This is a genomic window from Micromonospora sp. WMMD737, assembly GCF_049179055.1.
Lineage (GTDB): Bacteria > Actinomycetota > Actinomycetes > Mycobacteriales > Micromonosporaceae > Micromonospora > Micromonospora reichwaldensis.
In genome coordinates, this window is sequence record NZ_JBMHMH010000001.1 from 1,075,410 (window position 1) to 1,099,953 (window position 24,544).

Annotated in this window: 17 protein-coding genes and 1 pseudogene; 6 read left to right on the top strand and 12 right to left on the bottom strand. The window is 73.6% G+C overall.

Annotation, left to right across the window (positions count from 1 at the left end; translation table 11 throughout):
- Positions 1–42 precede the first annotated feature (42 nt).
- The 4 genes from nrfD to ACN27A_RS04120 form a co-directional block, all read right to left on the bottom strand.
- The gene (nrfD, locus tag ACN27A_RS04105) at positions 43–1,032 is read right to left on the bottom strand and encodes an NrfD/PsrC family molybdoenzyme membrane anchor subunit (protein ID WP_421449903.1); all 990 of its coding nucleotides are present in this window, start codon (positions 1,030–1,032) and stop codon (positions 43–45) included.
- On the bottom strand, positions 1,029–2,129 hold the full coding sequence (locus ACN27A_RS04110; RefSeq protein WP_421449905.1) for a 4Fe-4S dicluster domain-containing protein: 1,101 nt from the start codon (positions 2,127–2,129) through the stop codon (positions 1,029–1,031). Before ACN27A_RS04110 ends, nrfD begins: the two co-directional genes overlap by 4 nt.
- Positions 2,119–5,418 carry a formate dehydrogenase gene (gene fdh / locus ACN27A_RS04115; protein WP_421449906.1) on the bottom strand — a complete coding sequence of 1,100 codons (3,300 nt, stop codon included), beginning with the start codon at positions 5,416–5,418 and terminating at the stop codon, positions 2,119–2,121. The genes ACN27A_RS04110 and fdh overlap by 11 nt, the downstream gene beginning before the upstream one ends.
- A 722-nt stretch (positions 5,419–6,140) precedes the next feature.
- Positions 6,141–6,734, bottom strand: a complete 594-nt coding sequence (locus tag ACN27A_RS04120) for a hypothetical protein (RefSeq protein WP_421449908.1) — start codon at positions 6,732–6,734, stop codon at positions 6,141–6,143.
- Between the two features lie 1,076 nt (positions 6,735–7,810).
- Between ACN27A_RS04120 and ACN27A_RS04125 the strand changes: the two genes are divergently transcribed.
- Both ACN27A_RS04125 and ACN27A_RS04130 read left to right on the top strand, forming a co-directional pair.
- Positions 7,811–8,152 carry a hypothetical protein gene (locus tag ACN27A_RS04125; protein WP_393170783.1) on the top strand — a complete coding sequence of 114 codons (342 nt, stop codon included), beginning with the start codon at positions 7,811–7,813 and terminating at the stop codon, positions 8,150–8,152.
- Entirely contained in the window at positions 8,149–8,808 is a 660-nt protein-coding gene (locus ACN27A_RS04130) for a nucleotidyl transferase AbiEii/AbiGii toxin family protein (protein WP_421449909.1), read from the top strand. The genes ACN27A_RS04125 and ACN27A_RS04130 overlap by 4 nt, the downstream gene beginning before the upstream one ends.
- Positions 8,809–9,021: 213 nt before the next feature.
- Here the strand turns inward: ACN27A_RS04130 and ACN27A_RS04135 are convergent, their stop codons facing one another.
- The gene (locus ACN27A_RS04135; protein WP_421449910.1) at positions 9,022–9,924 is read right to left on the bottom strand and encodes an SDR family oxidoreductase; all 903 of its coding nucleotides are present in this window, start codon (positions 9,922–9,924) and stop codon (positions 9,022–9,024) included.
- A gap of 212 nt (positions 9,925–10,136) precedes the next feature.
- Here ACN27A_RS04135 and ACN27A_RS04140 point away from each other — a divergent pair, with 212 nt between their 5' ends.
- Positions 10,137–11,927 carry a bifunctional metallophosphatase/5'-nucleotidase gene (locus ACN27A_RS04140; RefSeq protein WP_421449912.1) on the top strand — a complete coding sequence of 597 codons (1,791 nt, stop codon included), beginning with the start codon at positions 10,137–10,139 and terminating at the stop codon, positions 11,925–11,927.
- Between the two features lie 100 nt (positions 11,928–12,027).
- Here the strand turns inward: ACN27A_RS04140 and ACN27A_RS04145 are convergent, their stop codons facing one another.
- Entirely contained in the window at positions 12,028–13,704 is a 1,677-nt protein-coding gene (locus ACN27A_RS04145) for an ABC-F family ATP-binding cassette domain-containing protein (RefSeq protein ID WP_421449914.1), read from the bottom strand.
- A gap of 498 nt (positions 13,705–14,202) precedes the next feature.
- A pseudogene (locus tag ACN27A_RS04150) lies at positions 14,203–15,332 on the bottom strand (geranylgeranyl reductase family protein).
- A 203-nt stretch (positions 15,333–15,535) separates the two neighbouring features.
- Between ACN27A_RS04150 and ACN27A_RS04155 the strand changes: the two are divergent.
- A complete protein-coding gene (locus ACN27A_RS04155) occupies positions 15,536–15,772 on the top strand; it encodes a hypothetical protein (protein ID WP_132239717.1) in 237 nt (78 codons plus the stop codon).
- An 85-nt stretch (positions 15,773–15,857) separates the two neighbouring features.
- Positions 15,858–17,282 (top strand): MFS transporter, encoded by a 1,425-nt coding sequence (locus tag ACN27A_RS04160; RefSeq protein WP_421449915.1) that lies wholly within the window; start codon positions 15,858–15,860, stop codon positions 17,280–17,282.
- Positions 17,283–17,477: 195 nt separating this feature from the next.
- Here ACN27A_RS04160 and ACN27A_RS04165 read toward each other — a convergent pair whose 3' ends face one another.
- From ACN27A_RS04165 to ACN27A_RS04175, 3 genes are all read right to left on the bottom strand, one after another.
- Positions 17,478–18,071, bottom strand: coding sequence for a hypothetical protein (locus ACN27A_RS04165; protein WP_421449917.1), 594 nt, complete (start codon positions 18,069–18,071; stop codon positions 17,478–17,480).
- A gap of 995 nt (positions 18,072–19,066) precedes the next feature.
- A complete protein-coding gene (locus tag ACN27A_RS04170; RefSeq protein ID WP_421449919.1) occupies positions 19,067–19,774 on the bottom strand; it encodes a hypothetical protein in 708 nt (235 codons plus the stop codon).
- Between the two features lie 352 nt (positions 19,775–20,126).
- Positions 20,127–21,254, bottom strand: coding sequence for a DUF3626 domain-containing protein (locus tag ACN27A_RS04175; RefSeq protein WP_421449921.1), 1,128 nt, complete (start codon positions 21,252–21,254; stop codon positions 20,127–20,129).
- A gap of 363 nt (positions 21,255–21,617) precedes the next feature.
- On the opposite strand from ACN27A_RS04175, the gene ACN27A_RS04180 reads away from it, so the two are divergent.
- Positions 21,618–22,562: an anti-sigma factor RsbA family regulatory protein gene (locus tag ACN27A_RS04180; RefSeq protein ID WP_421449923.1), complete on the top strand. Its 945-nt coding sequence runs from the start codon at positions 21,618–21,620 to the stop codon at positions 22,560–22,562.
- Positions 22,563–22,694: 132 nt separating this feature from the next.
- Here ACN27A_RS04180 and ACN27A_RS04185 read toward each other — a convergent pair whose 3' ends face one another.
- Together ACN27A_RS04185 and ACN27A_RS04190 are read right to left on the bottom strand one after the other, a co-directional pair.
- On the bottom strand, positions 22,695–23,324 hold the full coding sequence (locus tag ACN27A_RS04185; protein ID WP_393170760.1) for an MBL fold metallo-hydrolase: 630 nt from the start codon (positions 23,322–23,324) through the stop codon (positions 22,695–22,697).
- A complete protein-coding gene (locus ACN27A_RS04190) occupies positions 23,324–24,409 on the bottom strand; it encodes an S-(hydroxymethyl)mycothiol dehydrogenase (protein ID WP_327028391.1) in 1,086 nt (361 codons plus the stop codon). The genes ACN27A_RS04185 and ACN27A_RS04190 overlap by 1 nt, the downstream gene beginning before the upstream one ends.
- Between the last annotated feature and the right edge of the window lie 135 nt (positions 24,410–24,544).

A 24,544-nucleotide genomic window follows, 5' to 3' on the forward strand; every position in this document is an offset into this window, starting at 1 on the left:
CAGCAGTGAACCACAGGCCCGGCGGACGTGTGCGGGGAGGCGTCAGCCCTCGGCGGCGCGCCGCCGCGCGAGGCGCTCCCGCTGCGGCACCACCGTGTACTTCGGATCCTTCGCCGAGGCCACGCCGCCCTCGAAGATGCCGAACCGGGTCGCCACCGAGGCGCCCAGCAGCGCCACCCCGGACAGCGCGGAGAGCGTACGGCTGCGCCGACCCAGCAGCGCGCCGGCCACCCCCACGGCGGCCAGGGCCCGCCCCGCGCGCAGCAGGCGACCGGGCCGGCCGGTGCGGTAGGGCTCGCTGAGCAGCCCGAGCCGGGTCTCCACCCGGTGCGCGCCGTACAGCTCCAGGGCCGCGCCCGCCACCGCCATCCGACGGGCGGGACCGGCCTGCGCGGCGGGCGCGGCGATCAGCCCCACGCCCGCGCCGCTGGCCAGGGCGCTGCCCGCGAAGATGACAGGCAGTTCCGGGTACGCCTCGTGCCACGACGGCACGGCCGTGTCGGCCAGCAGCACCCCCGTGTACGTCGCCAGCGCCGGCGCGGTCGCCGCGGCGGCCAGCCCGGCGGCGTGCCCCACCGGCGGCAGCACCCGGCGGGCGAGGCCGGGCAGCCCCCGCTCGGGCAGCCACGCCGCGCCCTCGGCGACCGCCGCGAGCCCGGCGGCCGGGCCGAAGGCGCCGAGGATCCAGGTGCCCACGGACATGGGCGAGGTGGGCTTGGCCACCCGCAGCATGTGGTGGAACCGGGCGGGCCGCCCCAGGTCCTTGATCAGGAAGACGGTGCTGGCGGTGACCGCCGCCAGCGAGGCGACCCGGCCGGCACGGCGCAGCGCGGGGCGGCCGGTGAGCTGCCCGCCGGCCGCGAGCAGCGACGAGCCGGCCGCCAGCCCGCCGGTGAACAGGTACGCGGCGATGTCCCACTTCCAGACCGGCGCCTTGAGGATCGGCCGGCCGTAGTAGGAGGTGAACTCGGCCTCCGGGACCCTCAGCTCCTCGCCGCCGCGCCGCCTGCGCCCACCGCGCTCCGGACTCATGAGGAACCTCCCACGAACGCGGCCACGGCCGCCGCCGCCATCGCCAGCGCGGCCAGGCCGGCGCGCTTCCACATCTTCGGCAGGTCCCGGGTGGTCACCACCGGGTCCGGCGGCAGCCCGTACACCTCGGGCTCGTCGAGCAGCAGGAAGAACGCGCCGTCGCCGCCGACCCCGTCGCCCGGGTCGTGCCCGTAGAGCCGCGCCTCGGGCACGCCCCGCTCGTGCAGCGTCGCCACCCGGGCCGCGGCCCGCTCCCGCAGTTCGTCGAGGGGGCCGTACTGGATGGACTCGGTCGGGCACGCCTGCGCGCAGGCCGGAGTGTTGCCCGCGCCGATCCGGTCGTAGCACAGCGTGCACTTCCACGCCCGGCCGTCGCCCTTGCGCTGGTCGATGACGCCGTAGGGGCAGGCGGAGATGCAGTAGCCGCAGCCGTTGCAGATGTCCTCCTGCACCACCACCGTGCCGAACTCGGTGCGGAACAGCGAGCCGGTGGGGCAGACGTCGAGGCAGGCCGCGTGGGTGCAGTGCTTGCAGACGTCGGACATCATCAGCCAGCGGAAGTCGGTGCGCCCCTCCGCGCCCCCGGCGCGCCCCGGCGGCTGCGCTCCGGGCATCCCCAGGAACTCCGGCCCGTCGGTCCGGCCGGCCGTGCCCGTGACTGCGGGGCCCGTGCTCGTGCCGGTGCCGGCGGCCATCCGTGCGGCCGCGTCCGCCGCGCCCGGCGGCACCCCCGGCTCCGTGCCGGTCGGGTTGCCGACGCCGGCGGCCACGGCCGCCGACGAGGCGCTGACCGAGCCGCCCGTCGGCGTGCCGGCGAACGGCGGGCTGCGGTGCCCCGCCGGGCGGGGCTGCTCGACGAACGCGACGTGCCGCCACGAGTTCGCGGTCAGCGCGCCGGTGTTGTCGTACGACATGCCGAGCAGGTCCAGCCCCGAGCCGGGGACGTCGTTCCACTCCTTGCACGCCACCTCGCACGCCTTGCAGCCGATGCAGACGCTGGTGTCGGTGAAGAAGCCCATCCGGGGCGGGGCGTCGGTCCAGCCGGCCTCCGGAGCGGGGTCCAGCGGCCCGGACAGGCTGTGCGGGTCAGGAAGCATCGCGGCCCTCCCCGGCGCCGTCGGCGGGCTCCGGCGGGGCGAGCGCCCCCGGGGTGAGCGTCGGGGCCGGCCGGCCGGGGACGATGCCCGCCCGCCGCTGGTAGTCGGCCACCAGGTCCAGCAGGGCCGGGCCGGTGGGCCGCCGACCGGGCCGCACGTCACAGGTACCGATCTTGCTCTCCTGGATCAGCACGTTCGGGTCCAGGGTGATCCCGAACAGGTCGTTGGCCGAGTCGCCCGTCACCAGGCCCTCGAACCCGAAGTGGTACGGCAGCCACACCTGGTGGATCACCCGGCCGTCCACGCGCAGCGGGCTGAGCCGGTCGGTGACCAGCACCTTCGCCTCGATGACCGCCCGCCCGCTGACCAGGTGCGCCCAGTCCAGGTGCGCCAGGCCCACCTCGGCGGCCAACTCCGGGGACACCTCGACGAACATCTCCGGTTGCAGCTCCGCCAGGGGCCGCACCGTACGGCTCATCCCGCCCGCCGTGTGGTGCTCGGTGAGCCGGCTGACCGTGAACACGTACGGGAAGACCTGACTGTGCTCCTGCGGCGGGCTCGGGTTCACCGAGTTCACCGGGTGCGCGTACACCTTGCGGGTGGGGTTGGCCTGCTGCCGGTAGAACGGGTTGCGCACCGGCGATTCGGCCGGCTCGTAGTGCGTCGGCAGCGGCCCGTCCAGCACGCCGCTGGGCGCGTACAGCCAGCCCTTGCCGTCGCCCTGCATGACGAACGGGTCGTCGCCGGCGATCCCCTCCGGGCCGGACGCCCCCTCCGGCGGCCGGTAGGTCGGCGGCTTGGTCCGCTCGAAGTCCGGCACGTCGTAGCCGGTCCACTCCCCGGCGTCCGGGTCCCACCAGACGTAGCGCTTGCGTTCGCTCCACGGCCGGCCCTGCGGGTCCGCCGAGGCCCGGTTGTAGAGGGTGCGCCGGTTCGCCGGCCACGCCCAGCCCCACTCGGCCGCCACCCAGTCCTGCTCGTGGCGCGACCGGCGCCGCGCCGCCTGGTTGACGCCGTCGGCGTACACCCCGGAGTAGATCCAGCAGCCCACGGCAGTGGAACCGTCGTCGCGGGCCTCGGCGAACGTGGACAGCGGGCGGCCGGTCGCCACCTCGTACCCGTTGATCTCGCGCAGCACCGCCTCGGCGAGCGGCTCGGCGTGCGGACCGTGCGTGGGATAGTCCCAGGCCAGGTCGAGCAGCGCCCGGTCGCGCGGCAGGTCGGAGCCGGCCAGCTTCTCCCGCAGCCGGCGCCCGAGGTGGTAGAAGAACCACAGCTCGGAGCGGGCGTCGCCCGGCGGTTCGACGGCCTTCTCCCGCCACTGCAGCAGCCGCTGGGTCTGGGTGAAGGTGCCCTCCTTCTCCACGTGCGAGGCGGCCGGCAGGAAGAACACCTCCGTCCTGCACTGCTCCGGCACGATCTCGCCGGTGGCGACCTCGGGGCTGTTGCGCCAGAACGTCGCGCTCTCGATCATGAAGAGGTCGCGGACCACCAGCCAGTCCAGGTTCGCCATGCCGAGGCGCTGCGCCCGGCCGTGCGCCGAGCCGACCGCCGGATTCTGGCCGAGCAGGAAGTAGCCCCGCACCTTCCCGTCGATCATGTTCAGCACCTGCTGGTACGTCCCGTGGTCGCCGGTCATCCGGGGCATGTACCCGTAGCAGAAGTCGTTCTCCGGCGTCGCCGCGTCCCCCCAGTACGCCTTGAGCAGGCTCGCCGCGTAGGCGCGGGCGTTGCCCCAGAAGCCCTTCTGGCCCGGGTGGCGGATGCTGTCCACCCACTCGTCGAAGGTGGGGTGGTCGGCGTGGTGCGGCATCGGCAGATAGCCGGGGAGCAGGTTGAACAGCGTCGGGATGTCCGTGGAGCCCTGGATGCTGGCGTGCCCGCGCAGGGCCAGGATGCCCCCGCCGGGGCGGCCCATGTTGCCCAGCAACAGCTGGATGATCGCGCCGGTACGGATGTACTGCACGCCGACGCTGTGCTGCGTCCACCCCACGGAGTAGATGAGCACGCCGGTGCGCTCGCGGCCCGAGTTGGCCGTCCACGCCTCGGCCAGCTCCAGGAACTTCTCCCGGGGGATGCCGCAGACCCGCTCCACCATCTCCGGGGTGTAGCGGGCGAAGTGCCGCCTGAGGATCTGGTAGACGCAGCGCGGGTGCTGCAACGTCTCGTCCCGCTCCACCTGCCCGCCCACCTCGGCGCCGTGCGACTCGTGGCGCAGCCCGGCGGCGGTGTCCCGCTCCTGCGCGGTGTGCCCGCTGCCGGAGTCGGACTCGTGGCCCGCGTACTGCCAGGAGTCCTGGACGTAGCTGCCCGTCTCCGGGTCGAAGCCGGAGAAGAAGCCGTCGCCGTCCTCGGTGTCGACGAAGCGCTCGCTGACGATCGTCGCGGCGTTGGTGTACGCCAGCACGTACTCCCGGAAGTCCAGCTCGTTCTCCAGGATGTGGCGCACCACGCCTCCGAGCAGCGCGATGTCGGAGCCCGCGCGGATCGGCAGGTACGTGTCGGCCACCGCGCTGGTGCGGGTGAACCGCGGATCGACGTGGAACACCTTGGCGCCGCGCCGCTTGGCCTCCATCACCCACTGGAAGCCCACCGGATGGGCCTCGGCCATGTTCGAGCCCTGGATGACGATGACGTCAGCGTTGGCGACGTCCTGCTGGAAGTCCGTCGCGCCACCGCGACCGAAGCTGGCCCCCAGACCGGGGACGGTGGCGGAGTGTCAAATGCGCGCCTGGTTCTCGATCTGGAGCGCCCCCATCGCCGTGAAGAGCTTCTTGATGAGGTAATTTTCCTCGTTGTCCAGCGTCGCCCCACCCAGGCTGGAGATGCCCAGCGTGCGGTTGAGCGGCCGGCCCTGCGCGTCGACGTCCTCCCAGGTCTCCGCCCGCGCGGCGAGGATCCGGTCGGCGATCATGTCGAGCGCGACGTCGAGCTCCAGATCCTCCCACTCGGTGGCGTAGGGCCGCCGGTAGCGGACCTTCGTCTGCCGCAGCGGGCTGGTGACGAGGCTCTTGCTGGCCGACCCCTTCGGGCACAGCCGGCCCCGGGAGATCGGGCTGTCCGGGTCGCCCTCGATCTGGGTGACCGCGCCGTCGGTGACGAAGACGCGCTGGCCGCAGCCCACCGCGCAGTAGGGGCAGACCGACCGCGCCACGCTGTCGGCGGTCTCGGTGCGGGCGGTCAGCTCCGCCGAGCGGCCCGACTGCGCGGCGGCGCCCCGGCCCAGCGGGTCGGTGCCGGTGAGCTGCCGGTATACCGGCCAGCCCTGGATGAAGGTCCGCAGGCCCACGCGCGACACCCCCTCTCCCGACCTGTCCGGCACAGCCAACATGAACATAGGCCAGGCCGCCCGGGACCGCGACCCGTGCCGCCGGATCACCACCCCGACGGTCACCGCCCGCTTCCCACGGCGTCGCCCCTGGCCGTACGCGGCCGGCTCGGGCTGACCCCGTCCCTGCGGGCCTGCCGGCCGGGACGTCGCTGGCGGTACGCGGACGGCGGGCGGGACGGCGCACGCGGTACCCGGCCGGTGCGGGCGGCGGGCGGCGGGATGCTGGCTTGGGAGCATGGCCGCTCGCGACCGGTGTCCGGGCGGCGGCCGGCGCGATGTCGGCTGCACGTGTGTCCCGGCGCGGTGGCCCCCTCGATGTCGGCTGCACCTGTGTCCGGGCGGCGGTCGGCGCGATGTCGGCTGCTCCGGTGGCCGGGCGCGGTGGTCCGCTCGATGCCGGCTGCGGGGCGGCGAAGACAACGCCGCCCCCGGGCCCGGAGGCTCGGGGGCGGCGCCGGTGTCGGTGTGCAGGTCGCCTCTCGGCGAGTGGCGCGACGCGGCTCCAGCCGGACGGTATTCCGCGAAGGCAATTTAGGTGAGGCCCGGGGACACTGGACACACCGACACCTCATTCAACCAGCCGACGGCCTGCGATGTTCCGCCGGCGGTGGATGTGCCGCTGGCCGGCACCCCGTGTTCGGGTGCCGGCCAGCGATCCCCCTTGTGGTGGAAAGTCTGTGTCAGCTGTTCCAGTGCTCGGCGACCAGGTCGGCGGCCTGCTGCTCCCACTGGGCGTAGTGGTCCGGGTAGGCCGAGACCTGCACCGTCTGCGCGGCCTTGGTCAGCGGCATGTCCTGCCACCCGTCGACCTGCTTGAGGCCCTTCAGGAACGCCGTCGTCGAGTACTCGGGGTCGGTGATCTGCTCGACTGTGCCCCACCCGGAGGACGGGCGCTGCTGGAACAGGCCCTGCGAGTCGTGGTCGTTGCGGTCACCCAGGTGACCCAGGTTCTCCAGCTTCGACTCCTGCAACGCGGTAGCGATCGACACCACCGCGGCGCGCTCGTCCATGCCGGCCTTCTTCGTCGCCGCGATGATCGCCTTCACGTTGGCGACCTGCTCGTCGGAGAGGTCGATACGCGACTGGGTGCCCTGCACGCCGTGCGGGATCAGCTTGGCCTTGTCGACCGACGGCTTGTCGGCCTGCACGGCCACCGCCACTGCCCTGGCGTCCACGGACGGGGCCGCGTGCGCGGTCGCGGGACCGGCGAACACGCCACCGGCGAACGCGAGACCAGCGATACCGAGAACGCTCTTACGGATGATCGTGTTCATCAGAAACGCTCCATTCGGGGGTTGGCACCCACACACCGAAGGGGGATCGGCTTCACGCGGGTGCAAGCACCGTCGGCGCTCATGCGAACTCACGGGGGATCTCCAGCGAACCTGGAGAGGATCTCCGACATTGAGCCGGAGGAAAGATCAGATCGGCCGTGCCGGCCGGATGGCCCGTGCGGGCCAGAAGGGGGCCGGGCTGTCGTGCGGGGCGGGGGACGCCCTCGCGTCGGCCGGACCATGTGTAACCACCGCCGGCCCGCCATCATTCCGGGGGCCCCGGGCCCGCCAACCCATCGGGGCGGCGTGACTCGGCGGCGTGCGTCTTGCTCGGCCGTACGCAGGATGTAACGACCCCGCCCCCGCCACGATTCCGCCCCCACGATGCCCCCGGTCACACCCCCAAACCGCACACCCGGCACCGACACGCCAACCCGCTGACGACTCACCGGCTCAAGCCGCCCCAGACAGCTACCACGAAACCGGACATCCGGTCACACCCGGGTCCACGGGTTATCGACTCCCGGCTCACTTGCTCGGCCGGCTCACCAAGGCCCCTTGGGCTCGTCGTGCTCATCCAAGTGAACCCGGGTGAGCCGGGGTGGGCCCGATGAGCCGGAAGGGCCCGGTGAGCCGGATGGGCCGGACGGGCCGGACGAGCCGGACGAGCCGGACGAGCGGGTACGAGAGGCCCCCTGGAGGGGCCGTTTCTTGCCAAGATCTCCGGTAGCCCGGCGGGCGGACGCGAGAGCTTGCCAAGATCTCCGGTGGGATCCCGGCGAACGGCGCGAGAGTGGGCACCGACGGGGTGTGGCCCGCCGTGCCCGGCGCAGGGATCAAGCCTGACCGCCCGGAGCCGGGCACGGCGGGCCACACCCCCACCACGACGCACCGCACGCCACGGAACCATCCGACGCTGGCAGTAACCACCACGTCGAGAACGCAGAACCCAGCCCCGGCGACCCGCGCTCGCCCCCCGGCCAGGAGCACGAAAACCATCCCGACCACGCCCCGCCAGCCGCGACACCGGCGAAACCGCGATCCCCAGCGGCCCGACCTGGGGTTACCCTGACAGCATGCAGGCCCTCTCCCCCGCTCCGACCCGCGCGGCCCATCTGGCCCGTCCGGGCCGGCCCGCCGTGGTGGCCCGCACCCTCACCGAGCTGGCCGGCCCCACCCGTGGCGTGGTGGAGCTGCCGGTGCGGCTGATGTGGAACTCCGACCGCACCTTCGACCTGGGCGATCCGGACGAACTGCTCTGGATGTACGAGAACGTACTGCGCGAGACCACCCGCGCGGAGGATCTCCGGCTGCTCATCAACGGGCGCACGCTGCGCCGGGTGTGGCGGCTGCTCAACCTGCCCCGGGGCGTACGCCAGGCGTGGGAGAGCCACCACCGGGGGCTGCGTACGGCGTGAGCACCGCCCACCCGCACGAGTTCTACCGCGAGGTGGCCCGGGTGGCCCTGTCCGCTGCCGGGCCGTACCGGTTCGTGCTCGGCGGCGGGGTGGCCTGGGCCGCGCACGGGCTGGTGACCCGCCCGACGGAGGACGTGGACCTGTTCGCGGACGTGGAGGGGGCAGCCGCGGCGGCGGCGGACGGGGTGCGGACGGCACTGGAGCGGGCGGGGTTCGAGGTGACCGACGCGGACCCCGACAGCGAGCTGGCCGAGCTGTTCGACGGCTTCGACCGGGACCTGAGGGACTTCGTGGTGAGCCGGGACGGGCGGCTCATCCGGCTCAGCCTGGCCCGCCTCGACCGGCACCGTAGCCCGGTGGTGATGGACCTCGGCCCGGTGATGGACGTGCGGGACCTGATGGCGAACAAGACCGCCGCCCTGGTCAACCGGCGGGAGGTCCGGGACTACATCGACGTCGCGGCGGCCCTGGAGCACCACGACGTGGCGGAGCTGCTGGACCTGGCCCGCCAGCTCGACCCGGCCCTCGACGAGGACGACGTCCGGGCCGCCGGCCGCTACCTGGATCGCCTGCCCGACCGCCGGTTCGCCCGCTACGGCCTGGACCCCGCCGCCGTCGCCCAGGTCCGCGCCCGCCTGGCCCCCTGGCCCCGCTGACCACCCACCCACGACCTCCCGTCCCTCCGCGCGCCCCTAGCCCCGCACCTCTCGCCGTCGATCATGCGCTTCTGGCGGACAGAAAGTGCTGGTCCTTCCCTTTTGCGGGGCACCACAAATGCATGATCGACGCGGGTCAGGGGCGCGGGTCAGGGGCGCGGGCAGCGAGGGCGGGACAGGGGCACGCGGGCGGGGCAGCAGGGGCAGGGCGGGTTACTTTGTGGGGCGGCCGCCCGTTACGCCGAGGATCTCGCCGGTGACGTAGCTGGATTCCTGGGAGGCGAAGAAGACGTACGCGGGGGCCAGCTCGGCCGGCTGGCCGGGGCGTCCCTCCGGGGTGTCCTGGCCGAACTTCTCGACCTTCTCGTTCGGCATCGTCGCCGGGATCAGCGGCGTCCAGATCGGGCCCGGCGCCACCGCGTTCACCCGGATCCCCCGCTCGGCCAGGTCCGCGGCGAGCGCCTTGGTGAAGTTGGCGATCCCCGCCTTGGTGGTGGCGTAGTCCAGCAGCTGCGGCGAGGGGTCGAACGCCTGGATCGACGAGGTGTTGATGATCGCCGAGCCCTCGGACATGTGCGGCACGGCCGCCCGGCAGAGCCAGAACATCGCGTACAGGTTGGTCTTCAGCACCCGGTCGAACTGCTCGCCGCTGATGCCGAGGATGCCCTTGTCCTGCGCCATCTGGTAGGCCGCGTTGTTGACCAGGATGTCGATCCCGCCGAGGTCGCGCAGGGCCCGTTCGACCAACTCCTGGCAGTGCCCCTCGTCGGTGATGTCGCCGCGCACCGCGATGCCCTTGCGGCCGGCCTCCTCGACCAGCCGGACGGTTTCCCGGGCGTCGGCGTCCTCCTCCTCGCTGAGGTAGGAGATGAGCACGTCGGCGCCCTCCCGGGCGTACGCGATGGCGATCGCGCGACCGATGCCGGAGTCGCCGCCGGTGATCAACGCCCGACGGCCGTCGAGCTTGCCGCTGCCGCGGTACGACTCCTCGCCGTGGTCCGGCTTCGGGGTCATCTCCTCCGTCGAGCCGGGCGGCGTCTGCTGCTGCTTCGGTTGTCCCTCCTGCTGGCCGTACTGGCTGGTGGGGTCCTGCTGGGTGTGCTGGTCCTCGCTCACCGACGTCTCCTCGCGCACCGGTCGGGTCTGGGGTCTCCCACGCCCTACCCTGCGGCGGCAAGCGGAAACGGCAGTCGCCGTGTTACATGACCAGGCCCCTGCGCGGCGGTGTGATGAAACACCTCGGGCCGCTGTGGCAGGAGTGACCGCCGCTCGTTTATGGTGCGCTCGGCGCTCACCGGGCGTCCCGAACCCCCATGGAAGGGCACCTCATGACCTCTCCCTCCGGCCCGTCGCGTCGGACGGTGCTCGCCGCCGCGGCCGCGGCGGCGAGCGTCCCGCTGATCGCCGCCACCCCCGCCCAGGCGGCCGGTCCGGCCCGGTCGCGGACCTGGGACCTGACGATCCTCGGCACCTCGGACACCCACGGCAACGTCTACAACTGGGACTACTACTCCGACGCCGAATACGACGACAGCAAGCACAACGACGTGGGCGTCGCCAAGCTGGCCGCTCTGGTCACGCAGATCCGCGCCGAGCGGCGCAGCAAGGCGACGCTGGTGCTCGACGCCGGCGACACCATCCAGGGCACCCCGCTGGCCACCTTCTACGCCAAGCAGGAGCCGATCACCACCACCGGTGCGACGCACCCGATGGCCAACGCCATGAACGTGCTCGGCTACGACGCCGTGACGCTGGGCAACCACGAGTTCAACTACGGCCTGCCGCTGCTGGCGAAGTGGATCTCGCAGCTGGGCTTCCCGGCGCTGGCCGCCAACGCCGTCAACGTCGCCACCGGCAAGCCGGCCTTCCTGCCGTACGTCATCAAGAAGGTCTCCGTCGGCTTCGCCGCACCGCCGCTGCGCGTCGGCATCCTCGGCCTGACCAACCCGGGCAGCGCGATCTGGGACCGGGCCAACGTCGAGGGCAAGCTGCGGTTCGACGACATGATCGCCACCGCCGCGAAGTACGTGCCGATCATGCGGGCGCGCGGCGCCGACATCGTGCTGATCTCCGCCCACGGCGGCGACAGCGGCACCTCCAGCTACGGCCCGGAGCTGCCGATCGAGAACCCGACGGCGCTGATCGCCCAGCAGGTCCCCGGCATCGACGCGATCCTGTTCGGCCACGCCCACGCCGAGGTCGCCGAGAAGTTCGTGGCCAACGAGCAGACCGGCGAGCAGGTGCTGCTCACCGAGCCGTCGAAGTGGGGCCAGCGGCTGAGCCGGATGGACTTCACCCTGACCCGCGAGCGGGGCCGCTGGAAGATCACCAAGAAGGCCGCCGCCCTGCTGAACACCAACACCGTGGTCGAGGACCCGAAGGTCCTCGCCGCCGTACGGGCGCAGCACCAGAAGACCGTCGCGTACGTCAACCAGGTCGTGGCCCGCTCCACCGTGGAGCTGTCGGCGGCGGAGAGCCGCTACCGGGACACCCCCATCCTGGACTTCATCAACCACGTGCAGACCGAGGTCGTCGGTCAGGCGCTGGCCGGCACGGCGTACGCGGACCTGCCGGTGCTGTCGATCGCGGCACCGTTCAGCCGCACCGCGGTCTTCCCCGCCGGCGACGTGAAGATCCGCGACGTGGCCGGGCTGTACGTCTTCGACAACACCCTCGAGGCGGTCGTGCTCAGCGGCGCCGAGGTGCGCGCCTACCTGGAGTACTCGGCGAAGTACTTCCGGACCCTCGCCCCCGGCGCCCCGGTCGACCCGGCGACGATCAGCGACCCGGCCGTGCCGGACTACAACTACGACGTCTTCTCCGGCCTGGACTACGACATCGACATCTCCAGGCCGGTGGGGCAGCGCGTCACCCGCCTGGTGCTGCCCGGCACCGACACGCCGGTGGCGGACAACGCGCAGTTCGTGGTGGCGGTCAACAACTACCGGCGCAGCGGCGGCGGCAACTTCCCCGGCATCGTGAAGACCCAGGTCTACAACGAGCAGCAGGAGATCCGGCAGCTGCTGATCGACTGGGCGCAGGCCAAGGGCACCATCGACCCGGCGGACTTCTACCAGCCGAACTGGCGGCTGGTGCGCGAGGGCGTGCCCGTCTTCTGATCCCCGCACCACCGGACGGGCCGTGGGCTGATCGCCTGCGGCCCGTCCGGCGGCACGACCGGCCCGGTGCCACGTGCGCGACGTGGCACCGGGAGCCGGGTCAGCGTCGTTCGCGGCCGGTGACCCGACCGGCGATCTCCAGGCGCGGCCAGTCGGCGAGGTCCCGCAGCAGCTGCCGGTCGTGCGTGGCGACCACGACGGCGGCGCTCGTGTCACGGATCGCCCCGGTCAACTCGTCGACGAGCGCCGACGACAGGTGGTTTGTCGGCTCGTCGAGCAGGATCAGCCCGGGCCGCCCGGCCAGCGCCAACGCCAGGTCGAGGCGCCGCTGCTGCCCCTGCGACATCCGCCCGACCGGAGTGCGCATCGCATCGGAGTCCAGCAGCCCGAGCGCCCCGAGCGGGACGGCCTCGGCGTCGCGGAGCGCCCCGCGGGCCACCAGCCGCCCCACGTGGCGGGCGTGGACCTCGCGGGCGGCGAGGCCGGGATCGTGCGCGGCGGTCTCCTGGTCGATCAGGGCGAGCCGTGCCTCCCTCGCCCTCCAGACGCGGCCGCCCGTGGGCCGGAGCACGCCGGCCAGCACCGCGAGCAGCGTGGACTTCCCGGCACCGTTCGCCCCGGTGACCAGCAGCCGGTCGCCGCCGTCGAGGGTGAGGTCGACCGGACCGGCCAGGCGCCCGTCAACGGCGAGGCCGTACGCCCGCAACTGTGGCGCACCCCGCCGGACGCTCAGGTCGGGCCACCGCAGGGTCGGCGGCGGCTCCGGCACGTCGATCCGGTGCGCCTGGAGGGCATCCTGCTGGCGGTGCAGCGCCTGCACGACGCCCGGCGCGCGGGACTGGCGCTGGTGCTTACCGGTCCCCTTGTCCGGCCGCCAACCCGTGGAGAGCCGGTCACGGGCCCTGGACACCGCGTTCTGCAGCCGCTGGTGCTCGGCCTGCTGCTCCTCGTGGTCCTGCTCCCAGGACTCACGTTCGCGGCGCCGGGCGTCCTGCCAGGCGTCGTAGCCGCCGGCGTACAGGCGCGGCGTCCCGTCGCGCGTCGGGTCGAGATCGAGGAACCGGTCCGCGACGTCGCGCAGCAGCGCCCGATCGTGGCTGACGACGGCGAGGCCGCCGTCGTGCTCGCGCAGCCTGCGGGTCAGGAAGTCCAGCCCGTTGGCGTCGAGGTGGTTGGTCGGCTCGTCGAGCAGCAGCACGTCGTGCCGCGCGCCGAGCAGGCACGCCAGCCGTACCCGGTAGCGCTGCCCGACGGAGAGCTCCGACAACGCCCGGTCGCGGTCCGTGCACGCGCCCAGGGCCTCCAGGGCGACATCGACGCGGCGCTCGGCGTCCCACGCGTCGAGCCCGGTGGCGGCCTCCAGCGCGACGGCGTAGCGGTCCTCGGCGCCGGGATCGCCCGCGGCCACGGCGAGCGACGCCTCGTCCAGCGCGGCGAGGGCCGCCAACGACGCGGCCAGCGCCTCGGACGTCAGGGTGCCGACGGTCTCACCGTCACGCGCGGACAGCTCCTGCCGGGCCAGGCCGATCGTGCCCGCCCGGTGCACGGTGCCCTCGTCGGGCGGGATGAGGCCGGCGAGAACGTGCAGCAGCGTCGTCTTGCCACGGCCGTTCTCGCCGACGACGGCGATCCGGGACCGGGCGGAGACAGTCACCGACACGTCGTGGAGGACCCGTCGGGAGCCGCGGACGACGGCGACGCCGTTGGCGCGGACGTGCGCGGCGCCGCCCGCCGTGACGGGCGGGGACAGGGTTTCGGGGGTCGGGGTGAGGTTCAAGAGGGTGCTCCGCAGCTCGTGGTGGAGCCGGGCAGCAGCAAACGGCCGCCCGGCGGGAACCGGGACGGCGAGCGCGGATTCAGCAGAGAGCAGGCGCCGCCGTCAGCGGGCGGAGCGGACCTTCTGCGACCAGATACCTCGTGCCATGACGGCCAGGTTAGCAGCGCGGGCGCTCCCGCTCGTCGGTGAACGACGGTCCGGAGCGGTCTCCTGCCCTGACTTCTCTCCTTCGACGTCATCATTGTGTGCGGTGGTGACGACGGACACCACCGCTAAGGCATCCTAGGATCCTGGGCGAAAGGCAGGGCCGGTGTGCCATATGGCGCGTGGCACGGTCGGCACGCCGGGCGGCGTGCCGACCGTGCCGACGGCCGCCCGGTGTGCCGACCGGTGCGGCACCGGAGGAGGCCCGTACCCGTGCCGGCGCAGCAGCCAGGACGTGCGCCTCCGTGGCCGGTTTCAGAAGGTGCGGCCAGGACGTGTGGGCCGTGGCCGGGTTCAGCCGGCCTGTGGCCGGTCCAGTAGCGCCAGCGCCGCCCGGACCGGGGCGCGACGCAGCGTCTCGTCGAAGCTCGCCCGGCCCTGGCAGAACCGCACGAACATCCGCCAGCCCGGCGGCGTGGCCAGCAACGCGTGGAAGACCCCCGGCCGCCGGGCGAACACGTCGAGCAGCCGGTGTCCGGCGCGCATCGACGGCACCAGGTCCCGGGTGACCGCGCGGTCGTAACCCGCCAGGTCACCGGCGGCGACCGCCGCGCCGGCCAGTTCGCCGGAACGCAGCGCGTAGCTGATCCCCTCCCGGCTCCACGGCTCCAGCAGCCCCGCAGCGTCGCCCGCGACCAGCACCCGGCCCCGACGCAGCGGCGAGTCCTCGGCCCGGCAGCGGGTCAGGTGGCCGGAGTCGTGCGCCGGCTCCACCCCGGACAGGCCCAGCCGGTCCACGAAGCCGCGCAGGTAGGCCCTGGTCCGCTCCCCCTCGCCCCGGGCGGCGATCACCCCGACCGTCAGCCGGTCGCCCTTCGGGAAGACCCAGGCGTACGAGCCGGGCAGCGGACCCCAGTCCAGCAGGAGGCGGCCCCGCCAGCGGGCCTGCTCCTCCGGCGGCACGGGCAGCTCCAGCTCCAGCCCCAGGTCCACCTGCCGGTGGCGGACCCCCACGTGCCGGGCGGTCACCCCCGAGGAGCCGTCCGCCCCGACCACCGCCCGCGCGTGGACCGTGTCCCCGTCGGCCAGCCTCAGGCGTACGACGTCGGGGTCCTGCTCGACCGCGCGGACCGCCACGCGCTCGCGCACCTCGGCACCGGCGGCGACCGCGGCGGCCCGCAGCCGGTCGTCGAACTCCTCCCGGCGCACATGCTCACCAGTGGACCGCCGGGATGGCGGCGGGTGAACCGGCGACCCCCGTCCCGGGTGAACGTCACCCGGTCGACCCGGTCGTGCGCGGGCACCTCGATCCGGTCGGCCACCGCCGCGAGCGAGGTGCCGATCAGCCCGCCCCCGCAGGTCTTGTAGCGCGGGTGCGCGGCGCGCTCCACCACCAGTGTGCGCACGCCCGCTCGGGCGGCGGCGTGGGCGGCGGAGAGCCCGGCGGGGCCGGCGCCGACGACGGCGAGATCCCAGACGATCACTGGTGCAGCCTAGGGCAAGCCGCGGCCCGTGGCGCCGACGGCGCGGCGAGCACGTGCAGCCTGGCCAGCGCCTGCCCGGGCGCCTTCGGCCAGGGCGCGGCCACGGGCACCGCCCGATCGGGTGGGCATCTTCGCCCGTGCACCGGGTAACCGCGCGGCGTAACCGCCCGCGCAGGGGCGGGACAGGCGAAGGAGGAAAGGCCATGCGGCAGGTGCAGCTGTCGGATGTCGAGGAGCGGGTGTACGACGCGGTCGCCGCGCTGGAGGCCCGGGGGCAGGTGCCGTACCCGGACCTGATCGCCGAGGAGGCCGGTCTCACCGAGGAGCAGTTGCGGGCGCCGCTGCACCAGCTCACCGAGAAGAATCTGTTGCACCGGGAGGACTCGCCGATGGCCGGGCTGGACTTCGGTCCCCGGTTCTGCGCCCGCCAGATGGCGTGAGCCGCCGAGCGCCTCGCGATGGTTCGCCTCCCGGGGACCGGGGTAGCGCTCGACGTTGCCCGACGACCGGTCCACGGGAGGCACGATGAGCCCGACCGACAAGAGCGCGCCGCCGGACGACCGGCGCCGCTGGCAGGCCCTCGGGGTCGGGTTGGTCGCCGCCTTCATGACGCTGCTCGACGTGAGCATCGTCAACGTCGCCGTCCCGTCCATCGACCGCGCCCTCGGGGCCTCCCCCAGCGACCTGCAGTGGGTGCTCTCCGGGTACGCCCTGACGTTCGGACTGGTGCTGGTCTCCGCCGGCCGCTTCGGCGACGCACGCGGCCGGCGAAGCGCGTTCGTCTTCGGGATCGCCCTGTTCACCCTGGCCAGCGCACTGGCCGGGCTGGCCACCTCGCCCGGGTGGCTGATCGCGGCCCGGCTGATCCAGGGCGCCGCCGCCGGGGTGGTGAACCCGCAGGTCACCGGGCTGATCCAGGAGCTCTTCCAGGGGCCGGAGCGGGGTCGCCCGTTCGGGCTGCTCGGCGCCACCATCGGCATCTCCACGGCCGTCGGCCCGCTGCTCGGCGGCCTGCTGATAGCCGTCGGTGGCGAGGCGCACGGCTGGCGGTGGGTGTTCTTCGTCAACGTGCCGGTCGGCGTACTCGCGGTGGTCCTCGGCTGGCGGCTGCTCCCCGGCCGACCCGCCGGCCCACGCGACCACCGACGGCTGGACCCCGTCGGGGTGCTGCTGCTCGGCTTGGGGGTGCTGGCCGTGCTGTTGCCGCTGGTGCAGCAGGAATGGCGGAGCCCGGCGAAGTGGCTGCTCGTTCCGGCGGGGCTGCTCGCCCTGGCCGGCTTCGGGGCGTGGGAACGGTGGTACGGCCGCCGCCAGGAACCGCTGTTCGACCTGGGGCTGTTCGGCTTCCGGTCGTACGCCCTGGGCTCGCTCATCGCGCTGGTCTACTTCGGCGGGTTCACGGCGATCTTCTTCATCTTCACGCTCTACCTGCAGAACGGCCTCGGCTACAGCGCGCTGGTCGCCGGCCTGGCCATCACCCCGTTCGCGCTGGGCTCGGCCGCGGCGTCCGCGCTCGGCGGCCGGATCGTCGACCGCTTCGGGCGTCCCCTGGTCGCGGTCGGGCTGCTCACCGTGGTGGTGGGACTCGTCGCGGTGGTCGTCGTGCTGAACCTGGCCCCGAAGGGCGCCGCCGTGCCGTGGCTGACGGCGACCCCCCTGCTGGTGGCCGGGCTGGGCAGCGGTCTGGTGATCGCGCCGAACCAGACGCTGACCCTGTCCCAGGTGCCGGTGCGGCAGGCGGGCAGCGGGGCCGGCATGCTCCAGACCGGCCAGCGGATCGGTTCCGCCGCCGGGATCGCCGCCGTAGGCTCGGTCTTCTTCTCCTCGCTGGGAGCCAGCGGTGGGGACTTCTCACTCGCGTTCCGGCACTCGCTGCTGCTGGCCGCCGGGGTGATCGCACTCGCGCTGGTCGCGGCCCTGGTCGACGTCGCCTTCGGCCACCGCCGGTGACGACGGTCTCCAGCAGTTCCAGCCGGGCGTCGGGCCATGCCTGGGACAGCTGCCACGACGGCCGACGTCCCCGGCCAGCACCCGCCGGTGGGACGCCAGGTCGCTCCGCTTTGCTCTGCCACCCGTCATCGTGGCCCGACATGCGTCTGGCCGGCACCCCGGGTGGGGTGCCGGCCAGACGATCGACTACTGCTGTCAGCTGTTCCAGTGCGCGGCCACCAGGTCAGCGGCCATCTGCTCCCACTGGGCGTAGTGGTCCGGGTACGCCGACACCTGCACCGTCTGCGCGGCCTTGGTCAGGGGCATGTCCTGCCACCCGTCGACCTGCTTCAGACCCTTCAGGAACGCCGTCGTCGAGTACTCCGGATCGGTGATCTGCTCCACCGTCCCCCAACCCGACGACGGGCGCTGCTGGAACAGGCCCTGCGAGTCGTGGTCGTTGCGGTCACCCAGGTGACCCAGGTTCTCCAGCTTCGACTCCTGCAACGCGGTCGCGATCGACACCACCGCGGCGCGCTCGTCCATGCCGGCCTTCTTCGTCGCCGCGATGATCGCCTTCACGTTCGCCACCTGCTCGTCGGACAGGTCGACGTGCGACTGCGCGCCCTGCACGCCGTGCGGGATCAGCTTGGCCTTGTCGACCGACGGCTTGTCGGCCTGCACCGTCACTGCGACCGGGGTCGACTGCACCGACGGGGCCGCGTGCGCGGTCGCGGGACCGGCGAACACGCCACCGGCGAACGCGAGACCAGCAACACCGAGAACGCTCTTACGCATGATCGTGTTCATCAGAAACGCTCCATTCGGGGGTTGGCACCCACACACCGAAGGGGGATCGGCTCACGCGGGTGCAAGCACCGTCCGGCGCTCAAGCGAACTCACGGGAACTCATGCGAACTCAAGCGGGGTCTCCAGCGAAACCGGAGAGGATCTCCAGAGAAACCTGGAGAGGATCTCCGACGAGATCAGCCGGAGCAAAGATCAGAGGAAGATCGGCCGTGCCGGCCGGATGCCTGACCCGTGCGGGCCGGCAAGAGGGCCGGGCTGTCGTGCGGGGCGGGGGACGCCCTCGCGTCGGCCGGACCATGTGTAACCACCGCCGGCCCGCCATCATTCCGGGGGCCCCGGGCCCGCCATCTGTCGGGGCGGCGTGACCTCGGCGGGGTGTCTTGCTCGGTCGTACGCAGGGTGTAACGAACCCGGCCCGGCCACGATTCCGCCCCCACGATGCCCCCGGTCACACCCACACAACGGACATCACAGCACCGGGCGACCCCGACGACCACAGACCGGGGCCGCAGCGAACGTGCCGACGGGCACGCACCCGGCAACGGAGCCCCATCCGAGCGCCGGGGCTTGAACCGGACGCCCCGTGAACGCCTCATCGGCGGCTCTCCGGCGAGTCGGACACTGCGCAGCGATGTGGGCGACCTTGGCAGATGCGGGACCCTGGCGGGGCCCGTTCCTTCCAAGATCGGCGAGTGGCCGGCTGGGGGGCGCAGCGGACGTATTCGAGAGCAGGGACGCCCGCGACGGTCACCGGTGGAACACCATGGGTGCCTCCCGCCGCCGGTGACACCCGTGGTGTTCCACCGGTGACCCCCGACGGCGGCGCGAGCGCGGGCTGGGAGGTGGTCCCGTGAACGGGGCAGCGCGACAGCTGGTCCACCACGACGAGACGCCGCGCCGCCTGCGACCGGACAGCGGCCCGGATACGGGACGTTGTCGGCGTGGACGCGACCGGCCGGCCCCCGAGGCGAGGGCCGGCCGGTGTCACGCGGGTGTCACCAGAGCTGGGAGACGATGTCCGCCGCCTGCTCCTCCCACTGCGCGTACGCGAAGGGGTAGGCCGAGACCTGCACCGTCTGCGCGGCGGAGGTCAGCGGCAGGTCCTGCCAGCCGCCCACGTTCTTGAGCGCGCTGAAGAACGCCTGCGAGGCGTACTCGGGGTCGGTGATCTGGTCGGGCGAGCCCCAACCCGACGACGGGCGCTGCTGGAACAGGCCCTGCGAGTCGTGGTCGTTGTACGCGCCCAGGTGGCCGAGGTTGTAGAGCTTCGACTCCTGCAGCGAGGTGGCGATCCCGATGACGGCGCCCCGCTCCCCCACGCCGGTCTCCTTGGCCTCCTCGATGATGGCCTTGGCGTTGGCGAGCTGCGCGTCGTCGAGCGGGATGCGCGACTGGGCGCCCTGCACGCCGTGCGGGACCAGCTCCTCGCGGCTGGGCTTGTCGGCGGACGGCTTGGTGGTGGTACCGCCCGTGGTCAGGGCCGACTCGTCGGCCGCGCCCGGCCTGCCCTTGCCGGTGGCCTGCTCGATCGCCGCCACGGCGCCCTCGTGGGGCGCGGTGGTGACCGGGGCGGCCACGGCCGTCGGCCCGAGGGCCAGGCCGCCGAGGGCGGCGACACCCACCACGCTCAGCGCAATCCTGCGGTTCGAGTCCTTCGAGTCCTTCGCGATGGCCGGGAGCCATCGAGTGAAGTCGTACTTCACGATGGTTGCCCTTTCGGTCAGGCGAAGCGCTCCCTGGATGAGCACTCCTTCGGGGAAACTTCCGCGCCGGACGGGGTTTCGGTTCCGGCGGTACGGGGGACACAACCAGCCCGTCCTGTCGGTCATTCCGGATATGAGCGGGTGCCGGTCGGCTGCGACCCGGGTCACTCGACACTCGTGACGGGCAGGCACGGACGGTGATGTCCCGGAGGCTGGCGGCGCAACCGGACGGCCGGGGACGATCACCCGATCGAGGCGGCGGCTCACCCGACGGCAGGCGCCGACGTGCGGCTGGCCGACCGGCCCGTCCGCGCCCCGGCAACGGGCCCGCAGGATCTGGGGGCCGGCCGTCCTAGGCGGCGCGGGGGGCGCCGAAGCGCACGAGGACGTGCCAGAGCTGCTTGAGGTGTTGGCGGGTGACCTCCGTCGGCCCACGGTCGGCCCAGCGGGCCGGCTCCGTGACCAGCGAGGCCGCCGCGCGGCCGATCAGGGCGGCGTCGACCAGTTCGCCCGGCCGGGCGAACTCGGCGTGCACCCGGGCGGCCAGCGGCGGGATGGCCGGCCCCCGGAACTCCGCGTCGATCCGGTCGACGGGCAGCGCGAACCCGGCGTGCCAGTGCAGGGCGAAGCCGTGCCGCCGGGCGAGCGCGGCGAGCGTCGCCCCGGCTGCGGTGCCCCGGAACGACGGGTCGACGACCATCGCCTCCACGTCCCGGGCGAGGCTGAGCTCGCCGTGGACCTGCGCCTCGATGTAGTCGTCCAGCGCGCGACCCGCCGCGCCGGGGGCCCACGCGGCGTCCTCGCGTCGGCGCAGCAGCGCCCGGATCAGGGTCACCACGTCGCCCGGCACGCCGAGGCTGACCCCCGTGTCGTCGGTCGCGGCCAGCAGGGCCGCCAGCACCGGTTCGAAGACGTCCACGGTGCCCAGGTCGCGGGGCCCCAGGTGGCTGTCGCCGAAGCAGAACGTGGCCCGCGTCAGCACCTGCGGACGCAGCCGCAGGTGGCAGGAGCCGAACCGGGGGCACGCGCCGTCCGGATGGTCGAGCAGGTTGAGGCCGCCGTACTTGGGCCGGTCGGCGGGGCGTACGCCGGCCGCCTGGTAGGCGCCGCCGAAGAGCGTCTCCTCCCAGCGGTCCCGCTCGCCCCCCGGGTAGGCGAACAGGCCGCCGTTGGAGATGCCGGTTTCGAACTGGCTGCGGTAGACGCCCTCGGCGGCGAGGGCGTCGGCGACCGTACGCCCGTCGGCGAGCAGCCGGTCCGGGTGGAAGTTCAGGGTGAGCCGCCCGTTCGCGCCGACCGCCGCGATCAGGTGCTCCGGCCCGTGGGCGACGCCCGAGCCGGCGAGCGCCCGGGCGATGGCGGCCAGGGCGGCGGGGCGCTCACGCAGCGCCGCCTCCCGTACGTGGGCGAGGGCGGCGCGTTGGGCGGGGGTGAGTGCCGGCGCCGTGGGCGTGGCGGCCGGTCCGGTGGTGGATCGCACGGCGACGAATCTCCCCCACCAGCGGGCCGGGACGCACCCCGTTTTCGGTGCCGGAGGGCGAGGCGTCGCGGCTGTCGTCCCACTCTCGAAGGCGCACCCGGAGGTCGCCACCGGACGAGCGGTCGTGACCCGTGGTCACGGCCGTGGGCGGGCGGTGCCCGGCCCGTGCCGGGCCGGATGGGCGGCGGCGTTCACCCGGTGGGCCGGCACCCGGACCGCCGATTACAGTGGGGCCCGAAGCGGAAGGCGACGGATGACTGGTGGTGCGGTGGTCGAGCAGGTGCCCCGCCGGATGGTCGCGTGGTGCCGCCACCACCGGCGGCCGCGCGAGATCGGGTCCGCCACAATTTCGGGGCAGCCGGCGTGACCGGGGCGCGGCACGCGCAGGCGGCGGGCGCCTTCGTGCACGAGGGGCTCTTCTACCGCGATCGGGAGGGTCTGCTCGCGGGCACGGTGCCGTTCATCACCGACGGTCTCGCCGCCGGGGAGCCGGTCCTGGTCGCGATGCCCGCCGCGAACCTGCGGCTGGTCCGCGCCGCCGTCGGCCCCACGGACGCGGTGCGCTGGGCGGACATGTCGGAGGCCGGCCGGAACCCGGGACGGATCATCCCCTGGGTGTTGCAGGCGTTCATCGACCAGCACGCCGGCCGCCGCGCGCGGATCATCGGCGAGCCGATCTGGGCCGGGCGCAGCGACACGGAGTATCCGGCGTGCGCCCAGCACGAGGCGCTGATCAACATGGCATTCGCCGGCCGCGAGGCGACCATCCTCTGCCCGTACGATATCGCCGGGCTCGACGCCGACGTGCTCGCCGACGCGTACGCCACGCACCCGATCCTCGTCGACGACGCCGGGCGACGGCCGAGCGCCCAGTACGCCCCGGCGGACGTGGTCGCCCGCTACAACAAGCCCCTGGCGAGCCCGACGGAGCCCGTTTCGGCGCTGGTCTACGAGGTCGACACGCTGTCCGCGGTGCGCCGGTTCGTGGCCGGGCACGGCGCGGCCGTGGGGCTGGACGAGGACCGGCTGGCCGATCTGCAGATCGCGGTGACCGAGCTGGCGACGAACAGCGTCGCGCACGCCGGCGGCACCGGCGTGCTGCGCGTGTGGCGTACCGCCGAGCACCTGGTCTGCGAGATCCGCGACGACGGCTGGCTGGCCGACCCGCTGGCCGGGCGGCTGACCCCGGCCGCGACCGGCATCGGCGGCCGGGGGCTGGTGATCGTGCAGGCGCTGTGCGACCTGGTCCGCGTGCACACCACCGCCGCCGGGACGACCGTCCGGATGTACGTGCGGCACCCGGCGTGACCTCGCGCTCGACGGCGGCACCCCGAAGGTGACCGGGAGAGCGCCGGCGTGACCGGACGCGGCGGCGCCGTACGCGGAGCGGCCCCGGACAGTCGCTGAGCGGCTGCCGGGACCGCTGGTGGCAGGACGGGATCAGTGCCCGCGGGCCAGCCATTCGTCGAGGTGGGGAGCCTCCGCGCCGACGGTGGTGCTCTCCCCGTGGCCGGTGTGCACGACCGTCTCCGGCGGGAGGGTGAGCAGCCGGTCCCGGATCGAGGCGACGATCGTGCCGAAGTCGCTGTACGAGCGTCCCGTCGCCCCCGGCCCGCCGGCGAAGAGCGTGTCGCCGGTGAACACGACGCCGAGCTGCGGCGCGTGGAAGCTGCACGCCCCGGGGCTGTGGCCGGGCGTGTGCAGCACGGTCAGCGCGGTCCCGGCCACCTCGACGGTCTGCCCGTCGCGCAGCTCCCCGCCCGGCGCCTCGTCGGGGTGCACCATGTCCCACAGCACCCGGTCGGCGGGGTGCAGCAGCACCGGGGCGCCGGTGGCCCGGGCCAGCGCCGGGGCCACCCGGACGTGGTCGTCGTGCGCGTGGGTGGCGAGGATCGCCCGGACCCGTCGGTCGCCGACGGCGGCCAGGATCGCGTCGACGTCGTGCGGGGCGTCGACGACGACGCACTCGGCGTCGTCGCCGAGCACCCACACGTTGTTGTCGACGTCGAAGGTCTGGCCGTCGAGGGAGAACGTGCCGGAGGTGACGGCGTGGTCGACGCGGGCCGCCATCAGAGGACCACCACCGAGCGCAGCACGTCGCCCCGGTGCATCCGGGCGAACGCCTCCTCGACCTGGTCCAGGGCGATCTCCTCGGTGACGAAGGCGTCCAGGTCGAGCCGGCCCTGCAGGTAGAGCTCGGTGAGCATGGGGAAGTCGCGGCTGGGCAGGCAGTCGCCGTACCAGCTCGACTTGAGCGCGCCGCCGCGGCCGAACACGTCGAGCAGCGGCAGGTCGACGGTCATCTCCGGGGTCGGCACGCCGACCAGCACGACGGTGCCGGCCAGGTCGCGGGCGTAGAAGGCCTGCTTCCAGGTCTCGGGGCGGCCCACCGCGTCGATCACGACGTCGGCGCCGAAGCCGCCGGTGGCGGCGCGGATCGCCTCGACCGGGTCGTCGTCGCGGGCGTTGACGGTGTGCGTGGCCCCGAACTTGCGGGCCCAGTCGAGCTTGCGGGGGTCGGTGTCCACCGCGACGATCGTCGTCGCGCCGGCCAGCACGGCGCCGGCCACCGCCGCGTCGCCGACACCGCCGCAGCCGATCACGGCCACCGAGTCGCCCCGGGTGACCCCGCCGGTGTTCATGGCGGCACCGAGACCGGCCATCACGCCGCAGCCGAGCAGTCCGACGGCGGCGGGCCGCGCCGCCGGGTCGACCTTGGTGCACTGCCCGGCGTGGACCAGGGTCTTCTCCGCGAAGGCGCCGATGCCCAGCGCGGGCGTGAGCTCGGTGCCGTCGGTGAGGGTCATCTTCTGCGCCGCGTTGTGGGTGGCGAAGCAGTACCACGGGCGGCCCCGGCGGCAGGCGCGGCACACCCCGCAGACGGCCCGCCAGTTGAGCACCACGAAGTCGCCCGGCGCGACGCCGTCGACGCCCTGCCCGACCTGCTCGACGACGCCGGCGGCCTCGTGGCCGAGCAGGAACGGGTAGTCGTCGTTGATGCCGCCCTCCCGGTAGTGCAGGTCGGTGTGGCAGACCCCGCAGGACTGGATCCGTACGATCGCCTCGCCCGGCCCCGGGTCGGGCAGCACGATCGTGGTCACCTCGACCGGCGCGCCCTTGCTGCGGGAGATGACTCCCCTGACCTCCTGGCTCACGCTTCCTCCTGCTCCACGCCGACGCGTCGCGCCGCCGTCCGTCGGTGCCCTGACGCGGCACCCGATCACGTTCCTCGGGCCGAACCTACTCCCGATCGTCGCGGACGACCGGGGCCGTCGGGCGGTTATCGCGGG

Coding starts and splice junctions, on each gene's coding strand:
- nrfD (WP_421449903.1), bottom strand. CDS start 1,032: ATGAGTCCGGAGCGCGGTGGGCGCAGGCGGCGCGGCGGCGAGGAGCTG.
- ACN27A_RS04110 (WP_421449905.1), bottom strand. CDS start 2,129: ATGCTTCCTGACCCGCACAGCCTGTCCGGGCCGCTGGACCCCGCTCCG.
- ACN27A_RS04120 (WP_421449908.1), bottom strand. CDS start 6,734: ATGAACACGATCATCCGTAAGAGCGTTCTCGGTATCGCTGGTCTCGCG.
- ACN27A_RS04125 (WP_393170783.1), top strand. CDS start 7,811: ATGCAGGCCCTCTCCCCCGCTCCGACCCGCGCGGCCCATCTGGCCCGT.
- ACN27A_RS04140 (WP_421449912.1), top strand. CDS start 10,137: ATGACCTCTCCCTCCGGCCCGTCGCGTCGGACGGTGCTCGCCGCCGCG.
- ACN27A_RS04155 (WP_132239717.1), top strand. CDS start 15,536: ATGCGGCAGGTGCAGCTGTCGGATGTCGAGGAGCGGGTGTACGACGCG.
- ACN27A_RS04160 (WP_421449915.1), top strand. CDS start 15,858: ATGAGCCCGACCGACAAGAGCGCGCCGCCGGACGACCGGCGCCGCTGG.
- ACN27A_RS04165 (WP_421449917.1), bottom strand. CDS start 18,071: ATGAACACGATCATGCGTAAGAGCGTTCTCGGTGTTGCTGGTCTCGCG.
- ACN27A_RS04185 (WP_393170760.1), bottom strand. CDS start 23,324: ATGGCGGCCCGCGTCGACCACGCCGTCACCTCCGGCACGTTCTCCCTC.